The sequence below is a fragment of the Nocardia asteroides genome, from assembly GCF_021183625.1.
GTDB lineage: Bacteria > Actinomycetota > Actinomycetes > Mycobacteriales > Mycobacteriaceae > Nocardia > Nocardia asteroides_A.
In genome coordinates, this window is the sequence record NZ_CP089214.1 from 821,490 (window position 1) to 835,242 (window position 13,753).

The window sequence follows — 13,753 nt, forward strand, 5'->3', positions numbered from 1 at the left end:
ACTCGTTGCGTCCGCAGAGATATTCCGAATACTGACCGGTCGCATTCGTCTCGATTTGTCCATTCAAACATTAGCGCAATTCGAAATAGAACTCTGTCAAGAGCGCCGCGCCGTACCCCAGGACCTGTCTGTGCTTTCCGGGATCGCCGCGGTGCTCAGGCAGCGAGCGCCGCGGCCAGATCATCGGGGACCGGCATCGGTGTCAGCAGTCCGACGCGAGCGCGGCCGGTGTTGCCCTCGGGGTAGCGCCCGGTCAGCGAACCGGGCGCCGCGACGATGATCCGCACGACCTGGCCGAGGGCTTCGCGCCGGTCCCGGCCGCGTAGCGCGAGGGTGAGCATGGCTGCGTGGTTGCGGGTGTGCAGCCAGGCATCGGGCTGGGACAAGATGTGCGCGCGTTCCAGATGCGCCCATCGCACCGCAGTGGCGCCGGTGCGGGCCGCGGCCATCTCCTCGTCGTAGCGGGCCCTGGCCGCGGCAGAAATGTGCGGCATCGCAACCTCTTTCAGGTCGATGGGACGGAACGGGGTTCAGTCGCAGCAGTCACAGTCGTGCCCGCCCGCCGCGGCCTCGCCTGCACGCGGCAGCGGGGTCGCGCAGCAGGCGTCCCCGCGCCAGGCTTCGCGGCCCTCCTTGACCGCGACCGCGGCGATGACCAGCGCGGCGATCGGATCGGCCCACGACCAGCCCAGGGCACTGTTGAGCACCAGTCCGACCAGCAGCACCGCCGAGAGGTAGGTGCACAGCAGGGTCTGCTTGGAGTCGGCCACCGCCGAGGCCGACCCCAGCTCGCGCCCGGCGCGGCGCTGCAGCTGCGAGAGCACCGGCATGATCACCAGACTCACCGCCGCCAGCGCGATCCCGACGGTGGAGTGTTCGGCTTCGGCTGCGCCGGTCAGGGCCCTGATCGCGTCGACGGTGACGTAGAGGGCAAGGGCGAAGAAGGAGAACGCGATCACCCGCAGCGCGACCTTCTCCCGCGCCTCGGGATCGCGCCCGGCGAACTGCCAGGCCACCGCCGCCGCCGAGGACACTTCGATCACCGAGTCCAAACCGAACCCGATCAGCGCGGTCGATGACACCCGGGCACCCTCGCTCAGCGCGATGATCGCCTCGATCACGTTGTAGGTGATCGTGGCCGCCACGAACCAGCGAATCCGCCGAGACAGCAGCGCCTTGCGCGCCGACGACGGGCCCGGGGTCACGGTGCCGGGCAACCCCGCCATGCCCAGCGGCGCGCTCATCAGCAGCACCCCTCTCGCCCGGAGGCCGGGCAGCACGCCGGATCCACCGCCAGCACCAGCCCGAGCAGATCCGCCAGGGCGCGCCCGATCTTCGGATCCGCCAGCTCGTAGCGCGAACGCCTGCCCTCCGGCACCGCGACCACCAGCCCGCACCCGCGCAGGCACGCGAGATGGTTGGACAGAATCTGGCGCGAGACCCCGATCTGCTCGGCCAGCTCCGCCGGATACCCCGGGCCCTCGCGCAGGCTCAGCAGCACCCGGGTCCGGGTCGCGTCCGAGAGCGCATGGCCGAAGCGGGCGAGAGCGTCGATGTGCAGCGCGGTCTCCATGACCGAACGGTACATCAGTTTCTGTATTCAGGGAATAATGGATTGATTGGTGATTTCCGGCCCGGTCGGGCACTGGTCATCAAACTTACCGCTAGGCTTACAGTAAGTGCATACACAACCAGGAGGAAGCAGCGATGACGAGTGCGCCCGGAGACGACGCGGTCACCGAGGAGGAGTTCCGTGAGATCCTCGCCCAGACGCGCAAGTTCGTCCGGGAGGTCGTGCTGCCGAGGGAGCGCGATATCGCCGCGGACGACCGCGTCCCGGACGACATCGTCGAGCGGGCGAAGGCGATGGGGCTGTTCGGCTACGCACTGCCACCCGAGTGGGGCGGGCTCGGGCTGAACCTGGCGCAGGACGTCGAGCTCGCCCTCGAGTTCGGCTACACCACGCTCGCCCTGCGCTCACTGTTCGGCACCAACAACGGGATCGCCGGGCAGGTCCTCGTCGGCTACGGCACCGATCGGCAGAAGCAGCGCTGGCTGGCCGAGATCGCGGCCGGACACGTCGTCGCCTCGTTCGCGCTGACCGAGGAGGGCGCCGGCTCCAACCCCGCCGCGCTGCGCACCGCCGCCGCCCGCGACGGCGACGACTGGGTCATCGACGGGCAGAAGCGGTTCATCACCAACGCCCCGGTCGCCGACCTGTTCGTGGTGTTCGCCCGCACCGGGCCCGAGCGGATCGCGGTCTTCCTGGTGCCCGCGCGCACGCCGGGCGTCGAGGTCGGGCCGAAGGATCGCAAGATGGGCCAGGAGGGGGCGTGGACCGCCGAGGTCCGGTTCACCGGCGTCCGGGTCGGCGGGGACGCGCTGGTCGGCGGCAGCGAAGACGTCGGGTACCGGGCGGCCATGAGCTCACTGGCGCGCGGGCGGGTGCACATCGCCGCGCTCGCCGTCGGCGCTGCCCAGCGGGCCTTGGACGAGTCGGTCGCCTACGCCGCGGGCGTCACCCAGGGTGGCACGGCGATCGGCGAGTTCCAGCTGGTCCAGGCGATGCTCGCGGATATGCAGACCGGGGTGATGGCCGGGCGCGCGCTGGTCCGCGACGCCGCCCGGCTCTGGGTGAGCGAGGAGGATCGCCGGATCGCGCCCTCGGTCGCCAAGCTGTACTGCACCGAGATGGCCGGAAAGGTGGCCGATCTCGCGGTCCAGGTGCACGGCGGGACCGGCTACATGCGCGACGTCGCCGTGGAGCGCATCTACCGCGACGTCCGCCTGCTGCGGCTCTACGAGGGCACCAGCGAAATCCAGCGGCTCATCATCGGCGGCGGGCTGGTGCGCGCCGCTCAGCGCGCCCGATAGCTCGCGAGGGTCTGCGCGACGGCGTCGGTGACCGGCGCGGCGGCGCCGAGTGCGGCCCAGGAGTGCGCGGCGTGTTCGGTGAGCCGGACCGGTTCGATGGCGTCGCACTCGACGGCGAAATTGAACTGGCGGCTGAGCTTCCCGCTGCCGGATCGGTAGTCGAAGCTGTCGACGTAGCGGCCAACTCCAGCGACCTGGAGCCCGGTTTCCTCCTCGACCTCGCGAACAACGGCCTGTTCGAGCGTCTCCCCCGGCTCGACCTTGCCGCTGGGGAGTTCCCAGATGCCGCCCATGAAGTCGTCGCCGGGGCGGCGGAGCAGCAGGACACGGCCGTTGTCGTCGATGACAGCGCCGACAACGAGCTGCTGGACGCCGTCGCGCCGCGCATCGGCAACAAGTACCTCGGTGGGAGTTGGCACGGCGTCATCCTCGCACTCGATGCCCGAGACCATCTCGCCGCGGCGGCAGGCGACTACTCGCCGGCCGCGACCCTGGCCCGTTCGCGCATGGAGGCGATCACTCCGCCATCGGAGAGGATGTCGGTGCCCGTGAGGTAGCCGGCCTTCGCGCTCACGCAGAAGGCGAGGAGCTCGGCCATCTCCTCGGCACGCCCCCAGCGCGGCACCGCGAAGTCGGCGACCATCGCACCGGCACCGGCCTGCTCCTCCAGCCGCCCCATCTCGGTGTCGATCGATCCGGGCGACACCGAGACGATGCGCAGGCCGCGGCCGTTGAAGCGCTCGGCCCGGGCCGCGCTGTACCACCGGACGAAGCTCTTGCCGATGGCGTAGGCGTACCCGGAGCGGGCCTCGTCGGGCACAGCGGCACAGGCCGCCGAGAGGCTGTCGAGGAAGGCGGCCGGGTCGCGCAGCGCCGCCGGGAAGTGCTGCGTCGGAACGGCTTCGGGCGGCAGCATGTGCGAGGCCATGGAGGCGACATTGACGATCGCGGCGCCCTCGCCCGCGACGCGGTAGAAGGTCTCACCGACGGTGAGCGTGCCGAGCGCGTTGACCCGCAGCAGGTATCCGGCATCGCCCATGCTCGGGCTGACGCCCGCGGTGTGCACCACCGACGTCAGGGTTCCCAGTCCGGTCGCGGTGCCGAACAGGCGGTCGACCGCTTCCCGGTCGGTGACATCGCAGACGACCGGCACCGCGGTGATGCCGGATTCCAGCAGGGTACGGGTGGCGGCGTCGAGCCGGTCCGCGCGATTGTCGGCGAGGACGACGGTGTGCTCGCGGCCGAGGATCGCGGCCGTGGCCAGCCCCATGCCGCCCGCGCCGCCGGTGACGATCGAGACCGTGCCCCCATGCCCCTGGACCATCGCGACACCTTCCGTCGTTGGTTTCGAGACATTCTGCCTCGAAACCGGACGCTACACCGCGCGACGGCCGAACGAAAGGCTCACCCTTCCGCGACCGCCTGCTCCCGCGCCCAGCGGTAGTCCGGCTTGCCCGCCGGGCTCCGGGTCAGCGCCGGCCGGAAGACCACCGCCTTGGGCAGCTTGTACCGGGCCAGGCTCTGCCCGGCGTGCGCGATCAACTCGGCGGCGGTGGCGGAGCCATCCCCGGCGAGCGCGACGACGGCGACCACCTCCTGCCCCCACCGCCCGCTCGGCCGCCCCACCACGATCACATCGGCGACCGCGGGGTGCGAGCCGAGCGCGATCTCCACCTCCTCGGCGAACACCTTCTCGCCGCCGGTGTTGATCGTCATCGAGTCGCGGCCGAGCAGTTCGATCCCGCCGCCGGCGCGGTGCCTGGCCCGATCGCCGGGCAGCGAGAAGCGGGTGCCGTCGATGACCGGGAAGGTCGCGGCGGTCTTGGCGGCGTCGCCCTTGTAACCGAGCGGGGCGAAGCCGCGCTGGGCCAGCCAGCCGATCCCGTCGTGCCCGGGCTCGAGCACCGACCCCAGGTCAGCAGCGACAACCCGGGTGTGCGGGCCGGCGCTGAAGGTGCCGGTCGACGGCGCGCCGGCGGCGGAGACCTGCGACATCTGCGCCCCGCCCTCGGACGAGCCGACGCCATCGATGATCACGAGGCCGGGTTTGGCGGCGATCAGCCGCTCCTTAAGCACCGGGCTCAGCACCGCGCCACCGTTGCCGATCGCCACGAGCGAGGAGACGTCGGCGACGCCGGATTCGATCGCCGCGAGCAGCGGCCTCGCCATGGCGTCGCCGACCAGGGTGACCACCGCGACCCGCTCGCGCTCGATGGTGCGCACCACCTCCTCGGCGTCGATGTGCTCGACGGTCGCCGCGAAGACCACGGTCTGCCCGGTGCTCAGCGCGGTCAGGGCGGCCCACTGCGCGGCGCCGTGGATGAGCGGCGGCAGGATCATCAGCTTCAGGCCGGGGTTCGCCGCGACCCGCTCGGCGATGACCTCGTAGGACTCGACCACCGCGCCGGTATTCATGTCCCGCCCGCCGCAGGCGGCGACGAACAGGTCGTGCTGGCGCCAGAGCACGCCCTTCGGCATGCCGGTGGTGCCGCCGGTGTAGAGCACGTACAGGTCGTCGGGGGTCGGCTCGACCGGGAGCGCCGCCGGGTCGGCCGAGGCCAGGGCGGTCTCGTAGTCGATCGCGCCGTCGAGCGGGGCGTTGCCGGAGCCGTCGGCGATCTGGATCAGCACCCGCAGCTGTGGCAGCTCGGGCAGCACCTCGGCCAGCCGGGGCGCGAAGGCGGCGTGGTAGATCAGGGCGGTGGCGCCGGAGTCGGCGAGCAGATGCCGCAGCTCGTCGCGCACATAGCGGAAGTTGACGTTGAACGGCGCCACCCGCGCGCGCAGCGCGCCGACGATCCCCTCGACGAACTCCGGGCCGTTGTAGGCGTAGATGCCGACCAGGTCCTGACCGACCTCGTGCCCGGCGAGCTCGCCGCGCTCGCGGTGGCAGCCGAGCCCCTGCGCGTGCAGGAAGGCGGCGAGCCGCCGGGAGCGCTCGGCGATCTGCGCGTAGGTGTAGCGGCGGTCGCCGTGTATCACCAGTTCGCGGTCGGGGATCTGCGCGGCCACCACGTCGGCGGTGTGCACGAGGGTGAACTCGGTCGTCACGGAACGGGACACTGCGGCCTCCTCGAGGTCGGGGGCGCTCACCGGGCGAGCCGGCGGCGGGTGCGGAAGGCGGCCGCGCGCAGCGCCAGGCCGACACCGTTGCGCAGGAACGGGGTGAACGGCGGCGCCGCCAGCGCGGTCACCGGGAACGGCAGCGCGGAGCCGACGACGGTGCGGTGCTGGCTGAAGGTGTCGAAGCCCGCCTTCCCGTGGTAGGCGCCCATGCCGCTGTGGCCGACGCCGCCGAACGGGGCGTCGCTGGGGAACATGTGCACGGCGAAGTCGTTGCGCGCGACCCCGCCGCTGCGGGTGTTCCGGACGAAGGTGCGGAAGTCGGCGTCGTCGGGGCCGAACCAGTAGGCGACCAGCGGCGCGTGCCCGGCGCCGACGTGGTCGGTCACCTCGGTGAGCGTGCCGTAGGGCCGCAGCGCGAGCACCGGCCCGAACACCTCCTCCCGCGCCACCCGCATGTCGCCGGTGCCACCGGTGATCAGGGTCGGCGCGATCTTGCGGGTGACCGGGTCGGCAGCGGGCTCGTGCGGCGGGGCGAGCGATTCGACCTCGGCGCCGTGCGCGCGGGCGTCCTCGATCAGGCCGAGCACCCGGTCGTAGTTGGCGCTGTCCACGCTGGCGGTGTAGTCCGGGTCGTCCTGGATCGCCGGGTAGAGCGTGCGCAGCTCGGTGCGGAGCGCGCCGGTGAACTCGGCGAAGTGCTCCTCCGGCACGAAGACGTAGTCGGGGCAGACGCAGACCTGCCCGCCGTTGACCATCCTGGCCCGCGCGATCCGCCGTGCCGCCCGGCCGATATCGGCGGCGCGGCCGACCACGACCGGGTTCTTGCCGCCGAGTTCCAGGGTGACCGGAACCAGGTTGCGTGCCGCGGCCAGCGCCACGAGCTGCCCGACCCGCGGCGAGCCGGTGAAGAACAGGTGGTCGAAGGGGAGCTCGGTGAAGGCCGCCGCGATGTCGGGCCCGCCGGTGACGACGGCCAGCTCGGCCGGGTCGAAGTACTCCCCGGCCAGCCGGGCGGTGAGCTCCGCGGTGTGCGCGGTGACCTCCGACATCTTGATCATGACCCGATTGCCCGCCGCGAACGCCGCCGCGGCGGGCAGCACGACCAGGTTGAGCGGGAAGTTCCACGGCCCGACGATCCCGACGACGCCGAGCGGGGTCGGCTGCACCTCGGCGCGGATCCCCATGAGCCGCGCGGCCGGGCTCGGGTTGCGCGGGCGCATCCAGGACCGCACGTGCGAGCGGGTGTGCTCGAGCACCGACAGCATGCCGACGAGCTCGGTGAAGCGGATGCCGGTCGGCGAGCGGGTGCCGTAGTCGGCGACCAGGGCATCGACGTAGGCGTCGGCGTTGTCGAGCACCAGGGCGGTCAGCCGGTCGATCCGCTCGCGCCGGGCCGCCGCCGACGGCGGCCCGTCGCGCAGGAACGCCGCCCGCTGGGTCGCCAGCAGCTCGCTCGGATCGGTGCGGCGCGCTTCGGTCTGCGGAAGGGTCATCGTCGGGCCTTTCGCGGCGGGGGTCAGGCGAGTTCGAGCGGGCCGGTGCGGATCACCTCGGCGAGCCGGCCGAGGTCGACCCCGAGGTCACCGGCGGCCGAGAGGCACGCGGCCACGTCCTTGCGCAGGAACGGTGCGGCAATGGTGGCGAAGGCGGGCAGCCCGCCGGTGGTGCGGACCGCCTTGGCGGCGTAGCTGTCGCCGCTGCACCGGGCCAGCGCGGCAAGTAGCTGTTCGCCGGAGGTGCCGAGCTGCTCCCCCACCGCCACCGCCGCGGCCACGAGCTGGGCGTTCGCGGCGAAGAGCGCGTTGTTCACCAGCTTCACGCTGAGCGCGGTGCCGAGCGCACCGGTGGTGATCACCGGGTCGCCGTAGGCGGTGAGCACCGGGAGCGCGCGGGCGACCGTCTCCTCCGGCCCGCCGAGCAGCACCGTCAGCCGCCCGGCGGCGATGTCGTCGGCGGTGCCGCTGACCGGGCCGTCGAGCAGCACGCCCGCGCCGGGGTGCGCGGCGGCGAGCCCGGTCACCGTCGCGACGGTGCCGGTGCTGTGCGAGACCACCGGAACGCCGGGGCCCGCGGCGGCGAGCACGCCGTCCGCCCCGCCGAGCACCTCGATCAGCTGGTCGTCGGAGAACAGGCAGGTGATCACGGTGTCGGCGCCGGCCGCGACCTCGGCCGGCGTCGCCGCGAGCTCCGCGCCCCACCCGCGCAGCCGCTCGCGGACCTCGTCGCGGCGCGCGAAGACCCGCACCCGGTGCCCGGCGTCGAGCAACCGGCGCACCATGACCCCGCCCATCCGGCCGGCACCGACGAATCCGACGTTCAGCGACATCCGCGCACTCCTCGAGCCGTGCCCGCGCGACCCGGCGGGCCGAAAATCATCCGGTAAGACAGACCGTAACACCGCGTCACACGGAGCGGGCCAGTTCCAGAGCATTTACCGTTGTGCTTACTATATATAGAACGGCACGTGGCTCGCCCGCGACGGGACTCGCCACCTGCCCACATGATCACCCCGTTCCTGCCACTGTGGATGGCCGATCCCGGCGAGCATCGCCGTCGATCCAGAGCCGCACCCAGTACCGAAAGGACTTCCATGTCGCTTCTCGCAGGCCGGGTCGCCGTCGTCACCGGCGGCGCCCAGGGCATCGGCTTCGCCATCGCCGAGACGTTCGTGCGCAACGGGGCCGCCGTCGTCGTCGGCGACCTGGAGCCCGGTGACGCCGCCGAGCGGCTCGGCGCGGACGCCGCCCGCGCCGTGCGCTGCGACGTCACCTCCGCCGACGATGTGGCCGCGCTGCTGGACGTCGCCGTCACCGAGTTCGGCGCGCTCGACGTCATGGTCAACAACGCGGGGATCACCCGCGACGCCACCATGCGCACCATGACCGAGGAGCAGTTCGACCAGGTCATCAACGTGCACCTCAAGGGAACCTGGCACGGCACCCGGCTCGCGGCGGCGATCATGCGCGAGCGCGGCAGCGGCAGCATCGTCAACCTCTCCTCGCTCTCGGGCAAGGTCGGGCTGGCCGGGCAGACCAACTACTCCGCCGCCAAGGCGGGCATCGTCGGGCTGACCAAGGCGGCCGCCAAGGAGGTGGCCCGGTTCGGGGTCCGGGTGAACGCGATCCAGCCCGGGCTCATCCGCACGCCGATGACCACGGCCATGCCGGCGAAGGTCTGGGACCAGAAGATGGCCGAGATCCCGCTCGGCCGGGCGGGCGAGCCGGCCGAGGTGGCCGGGGTCGCGCTGTTCCTCGCCTCGGAACTCTCGTCGTACATGACCGGGACCGCGCTGGAAGTGACCGGCGGGCGGTTCATGTGAGCTGGGAACCGCACACCGTCGTCACCGAGGAGTACCTGGACCCGGGGCCGGTGGCGGCGCTCACCGCGCTGCTCGGCTCCGGCGCGCGGGCCGTCGCGGCGGGCGATCCGCTGCCCCCGCTGTGGCACTGGGCGGCGCTGCCGCGCTGGTCCGCGGCGGCCGAGACCGGGCCCGACGGGCACCCGCGCCGCGGTACCTTCCTGCCGCCGGTGGAGCTGCCGCGGCGGATGTTCGCCGGCGGCGAGGTGCGGTTGCGCGGGGTGCTCACCGTCGGCGCGGCTGTCCGCCGCGAGGCGCGGGTGCTCTCGGTGACGCCGAAGCGGGGGCGCAGCGGGCGGCTCGTGGCGGTGGTCGTCGAGATCACGCTGCGCGGCGCCGACGGCACCGTGGTGGAGCGGCAGGATCTCCTCTACCGCGAGGCGGCAGGCCCCGTCGCCGCGCCCCCGGCGCCGCCCGCCGTCGAGCCGGTCGGGGCGGCGCTGGCCCGGCTCGGTACCGGGAGCTGGGAGCTGCGCACCGATCCGGTCGTGCTCATGCGGTTCAGCGCCGCCACCGCGAACGCGCACCGCATCCACTACGACCTGCCCTACGTCACCGGCGTCGAGGGGTACCCAGGGCTGGTCGTGCACGGCCCGCTCACCACCCTGGCGCTGGCCGAGACGCTGCGGATCGATGATCCCCGGCCGCCGGTGCTGCTGCGGCACCGCAATCTCGCCCCGATCTTCTGCGGCGCCGCCATCCGGCTCGGCCCCCGCGGCGACGCCGGATCGACGACGGCGACCGCCGCTCCGGAAGCCGAAAGAGTCGCCATCGGCGCCGATTCCACCATCCACGCGGTGCTCACCGCCGCCTTCGCACCCCCGGAGCCCGACCCCCATGCGTGAAGTCGTCATCTGCGAACCCGTCCGCACCCCCGTCGGCCGCTACGGCGGCGCGCTCGCCGCGCACACCGCCGCCGAGCTCGGCGTGGTCGCGCTGCGCGGCCTGCTCGACCGCACCGGCATCGCCCCCGAGCTGATCGAGGACGTCGTCCTCGGCAACTGCAATCCCAGCAGCGAGGCGCCCGCACTCGGCCGGGTGGTCGCCCTCGATGCCGGGCTCCCGGTCACGGTGGGCGGGATGCAGCTGGACCGGCGCTGCGGCTCCGGGCTGCAGTCGGTGATCCAGGCGGTGCTGCAGGTGGGCAGCGGCGCCAACGAGGTCGTCGTCGCCGGCGGCGCGGAGAGCATGAGCAATGTCCCGTTCTACTCCACCGACATCCGGTGGGGCGCCGCGCGCAGCGGCGTCACCATGCACGACGGGCTGGTCCGGGCGCGGGAGACCGCGGGCGGCAGGGGCTATCCAGTGCCGGGCGGCATGCTGGAGACCGCCGAGAACCTGCGCCGCGAGTACGCCATCCCACGCGCGGAGCAGGACGCGCTCGCGCTGCGCTCGCATCGCAATGCGGTGGCCGCCATCGAATCCGGCGCGGCCGCCGAGCAGATCGTCCCGGTCGGGACGGTCGCCACCGACGAGCATCCCCGCGCGGACACCACCCTGGAGGCGCTGGCGAAGCTGAAGCCGGTCCGGTTGCGGATCGACCCGGATTCCACGGTGACGGCGGGCAATTCGAGCGGCCAGAACGACGCCGCCGCCGTCTGCCTCGTCACCACCCGCGCCACGGCCGACCGGCTCGGGCTGACCCCGCTGGTCCGGCTCGCCGCCTGGGCGGTGGCCGGGGTGCGGCCGAGCGTGATGGGGATCGGGCCGGTGCCCGCGACCGACGCCGCGCTCGGGCGGCTCGGGCTCACCCTCGCCGATATCGACCTGATCGAGCTGAACGAGGCCTTCGCCGCCCAGGCGCTGGCGGTGCTGCGCGAATGGAGGTTCGGCGACACCGACCTCGATCGGGTCAACGTGCACGGCTCCGGCATCTCGCTCGGCCACCCGGTCGGCGCCACCGGCACCAGGATGCTGGCCACCCTGGCCCGTGAACTGCACCGCCGCGAGCTGCGGTACGGGCTGGAGACCATGTGCATCGGCGGCGGGCAGGGGCTGGCCGCCGTCTTCGAGAGGGTGAACTGATGTGGGGAAATTCCGACCGCTCGACAGTGCCGTGAACGCGGATCCGGCGCACGGCGCCACCGCCGCGGCCCCGCTGGCGGGGCTCCGAATCGTCGAGATATCCAGCTTCGTGGCCGCGCCGCTGGCCGGGCTGACCCTGGCTCAACTCGGCGCCGAGGTGATCCGGGTGGACCCGCTCGGCGGCGGCCCCGATTACCGGCGCCTGCCGCTCACCGCCGCGGGCGAGAGCCTGTACTGGACCGGGCTGAACAAGGGCAAGCGCTCGGTCACCGTCGACCTGCGCTCGCCGGAGGGCCGGGCGGCGGTACTCGGGCTGATCACCGACGGCAGCGGCATCGTGCTCACCAATGCCGCCCGGCCCTGGCACGGCTACGACGCTCTCCGCGCACTGCGGGACGATCTCGTCCACCTGGAGATCACCGGCCGGGCCGACGGCGGCACCGCCGTCGACTACACCGTCAACGCCGCGACCGGCTTCCCCTTCGTCACCGGCCCGGCGGAGCACGAGGGCCCGGTCAACCACGTCCTGCCCGCCTGGGATGTCGCCTGCGGGCTGTACGCGGCGCTGGCGATCACCGCCGCGGTGCGCCACCGCGACGCCACCGGCGCGGGCAGCCGGATCGTGCTCCCGCTGGAGAACGTGGCACTGGCGATCGCCGGGCACCTCGGCTTCCTCGGCGAAGCGGCGGTGAACCGAACTGAGCGCCCGCGCATCGGGAACGCGCTCTTCGGCCAGTACGGCGCACCCTTCACCGCCGCCGACGACGCCACCTTCATGATCGTCGCGCTCACCCCGCGGCACTTCACCGATCTCGTCGCGCTCACCGGTACCGGCGCGGCGGTGCGGGCACTGGCGGGAGCGCTCGACGCCGACTTCGCCGACGAAGGTGACCGCTACCGGCACCGGGACGTACTGACCGGGCTCTTCACCCCCTGGTTCCGCGAGCGCACCGGCCCCGAGATCGAGGCGGCGCTGACCGGAACCTCCCTGCTGTGGGACCGCTACCGCACCTTCCTGGAACTGGTCGACAGCCCCCGCGTCACCGGTAACCCGCTCTTCACCACCGTGCACCAGCCGGGAATCGGCGATCTGCCCGCCCCCGGCTCGCCGATGACGGTGGACGGCGCGCACTCCCCCGCCCGGCCGGCGCCCACGCTCGGCGCCGACACCGAAGCCCTGCTGCAGGAACGGAACCCCTCGTGAAACTCGCGCAGACCCACGGCCTGACCGACGTCCAGACCGATATCCTCGCCACCGTCCGCAGCTTCGTGGACAGGGAGATCATTCCGGTCGCGCAGCACCTGGAGCACACCGACACCTACCCGCGGGCCATCGTGGACCGGATGGCCGAGATGGGGCTGTTCGGGCTGATGATCGACGAGGAGTACGGCGGGCTCGGCGAATCGCTGCTCACCTACGCCCTGTGCGTGGAGGAGCTGGCGCGGGGCTGGATGAGCGTCTCCGGCGTGATCAACACCCACTTCATCGTCGCCTACCTGCTGCGGCAACACGGCACGGCGGAGCAGAAGGCCCGGTTCCTGCCGCGGATGGCGACCGGGGAGGTGCGCGGGGCGTTCTCCATGTCCGAGCCCGAGCTGGGCTCGGATGTCGCGGCTATCCGCACCAGGGCCGTGCGCGGCGCCGACGGCGGCTACACCATCGACGGCCGCAAGATGTGGCTCACCAACGGCTCGACCGCGACCCTGGTCGCGGTGCTCGTCCGCACCGACGAGGGCGCCGAGCGCCCGCACGACAACCTCACCGCGTTCCTCATCGAGAAGCCCGCCGGGCTCGGCGAGATCGCGCCCGGGCTCACCGTTCCCGGGCGCATCCCCAAGATGGGGTACAAGGGCATCGACACCACCGAGCTGCTGCTCGACGCCTACCGCACCCCCGCCGACACCGTGCTCGGCGAAGCACCGGGCAGCGGGTTCAAGCAGATGATGGACGGCATCGAAGTGGGCCGGGTCAATGTGGCCGCCAGGGCGTGCGGCATCGCCATCCGCGCCTTCGAGCTCGGTGCCCGCTACGCCCAGCAGCGCTCGGCCTTCGGCAAGCCGATCGTGCAGCACCAGGCGATCGAGTTCGCGCTCGCCGAGATGGCGACCAAGGTCGAGGCCGCGCACCTGATGATGGTGAACGCGGCCCGGCTCAAGGACTCCGGGGAGCGCAGCGACGTCGCCGCCGGGATGGCGAAGTACCTGGCCAGCGAGTTCTGCAACGAGGTGACCCAGGCCGGGTTCCGCATCCACGGCGGCTACGGCTACTCCACCGAGTACGAGATCGAGCGGCTCATGCGCGAGGCGCCGTTCCTGCTCATCGGCGAGGGGACCAGCGAGATCCAGAAGCGGATCATCGCCCGCGGTGTCCTCGCCGACTACCGGCTCTGAACCGCGGGCCGCCGGGCAGCAGGCTCCCGGCGGCACACG

General features: G+C 72.5%; 14 protein-coding genes. 6 read left to right on the top strand and 8 right to left on the bottom strand.

Annotated elements, in window-relative coordinates:
- Positions 1-155: 155 nt before the first annotated feature.
- From LTT61_RS04095 to LTT61_RS04105, 3 genes are read right to left on the bottom strand one after another with little or no spacing between them, the layout of a single operon-like run.
- Complete coding sequence (locus tag LTT61_RS04095) at positions 156-494, bottom strand: DUF3703 domain-containing protein (RefSeq protein ID WP_233018588.1); 339 nt, start codon at positions 492-494, stop codon at positions 156-158.
- 36 nt (positions 495-530) lie between these two features.
- Entirely contained in the window at positions 531-1,244 is a 714-nt protein-coding gene (locus tag LTT61_RS04100) for a cation transporter (RefSeq protein WP_420094733.1), read from the bottom strand.
- Positions 1,244-1,573, bottom strand: a complete 330-nt coding sequence (locus LTT61_RS04105; RefSeq protein WP_233018589.1) for an ArsR/SmtB family transcription factor — start codon at positions 1,571-1,573, stop codon at positions 1,244-1,246. Before LTT61_RS04105 ends, LTT61_RS04100 begins: the two co-directional genes overlap by 1 nt.
- Before the next feature lie 134 nt (positions 1,574-1,707).
- Between LTT61_RS04105 and LTT61_RS04110 the strand changes: the two genes are divergently transcribed.
- Entirely contained in the window at positions 1,708-2,874 is a 1,167-nt protein-coding gene (locus tag LTT61_RS04110) for an acyl-CoA dehydrogenase family protein (RefSeq protein WP_233018590.1), read from the top strand.
- On the opposite strand, the gene LTT61_RS04115 is transcribed toward LTT61_RS04110, so the two are convergent.
- The 5 genes from LTT61_RS04115 to LTT61_RS04135 form a co-directional block, all read right to left on the bottom strand.
- Positions 2,859-3,293, bottom strand: a complete 435-nt coding sequence (locus LTT61_RS04115) for an NUDIX domain-containing protein (RefSeq protein WP_233018591.1) — start codon at positions 3,291-3,293, stop codon at positions 2,859-2,861. The genes LTT61_RS04110 and LTT61_RS04115 overlap by 16 nt on opposite strands.
- Positions 3,294-3,346: 53 nt before the next feature.
- Positions 3,347-4,198, bottom strand: a complete 852-nt coding sequence (locus tag LTT61_RS04120) for an SDR family oxidoreductase (protein ID WP_233018592.1) — start codon at positions 4,196-4,198, stop codon at positions 3,347-3,349.
- Positions 4,199-4,278: 80 nt separating this feature from the next.
- Positions 4,279-5,925, bottom strand: a complete 1,647-nt coding sequence (locus tag LTT61_RS04125; RefSeq protein WP_233021322.1) for an acyl-CoA synthetase — start codon at positions 5,923-5,925, stop codon at positions 4,279-4,281.
- 38 nt (positions 5,926-5,963) lie between these two features.
- Entirely contained in the window at positions 5,964-7,433 is a 1,470-nt protein-coding gene (locus LTT61_RS04130; protein ID WP_233018593.1) for an aldehyde dehydrogenase family protein, read from the bottom strand.
- 23 nt (positions 7,434-7,456) lie between these two features.
- Positions 7,457-8,266 carry an NAD(P)-dependent oxidoreductase gene (locus LTT61_RS04135; protein WP_233018594.1) on the bottom strand — a complete coding sequence of 270 codons (810 nt, stop codon included), beginning with the start codon at positions 8,264-8,266 and terminating at the stop codon, positions 7,457-7,459.
- 264 nt (positions 8,267-8,530) lie between these two features.
- On the opposite strand from LTT61_RS04135, the gene fabG reads away from it, so the two are divergent.
- From fabG to LTT61_RS04160, 5 genes are read left to right on the top strand one after another with little or no spacing between them, the layout of a single operon-like run.
- Complete coding sequence (gene fabG, locus LTT61_RS04140; protein ID WP_233018595.1) at positions 8,531-9,259, top strand: 3-oxoacyl-ACP reductase FabG; 729 nt, start codon at positions 8,531-8,533, stop codon at positions 9,257-9,259.
- Positions 9,256-10,143: a hypothetical protein gene (locus LTT61_RS04145; protein WP_233018596.1), complete on the top strand. Its 888-nt coding sequence runs from the start codon at positions 9,256-9,258 to the stop codon at positions 10,141-10,143. The genes fabG and LTT61_RS04145 overlap by 4 nt, the downstream gene beginning before the upstream one ends.
- The gene (locus LTT61_RS04150; RefSeq protein WP_233018597.1) at positions 10,136-11,323 is read left to right on the top strand and encodes an acetyl-CoA C-acetyltransferase; all 1,188 of its coding nucleotides are present in this window, start codon (positions 10,136-10,138) and stop codon (positions 11,321-11,323) included. The genes LTT61_RS04145 and LTT61_RS04150 overlap by 8 nt, the downstream gene beginning before the upstream one ends.
- A 31-nt stretch (positions 11,324-11,354) precedes the next feature.
- Positions 11,355-12,527 (top strand): CoA transferase, encoded by a 1,173-nt coding sequence (locus LTT61_RS04155; protein WP_233018598.1) that lies wholly within the window; start codon positions 11,355-11,357, stop codon positions 12,525-12,527.
- A complete protein-coding gene (locus LTT61_RS04160; protein ID WP_233018599.1) occupies positions 12,524-13,714 on the top strand; it encodes an acyl-CoA dehydrogenase family protein in 1,191 nt (396 codons plus the stop codon). Before LTT61_RS04155 ends, LTT61_RS04160 begins: the two co-directional genes overlap by 4 nt.
- The last annotated feature ends 39 nt before the right edge of the window (positions 13,715-13,753 follow it).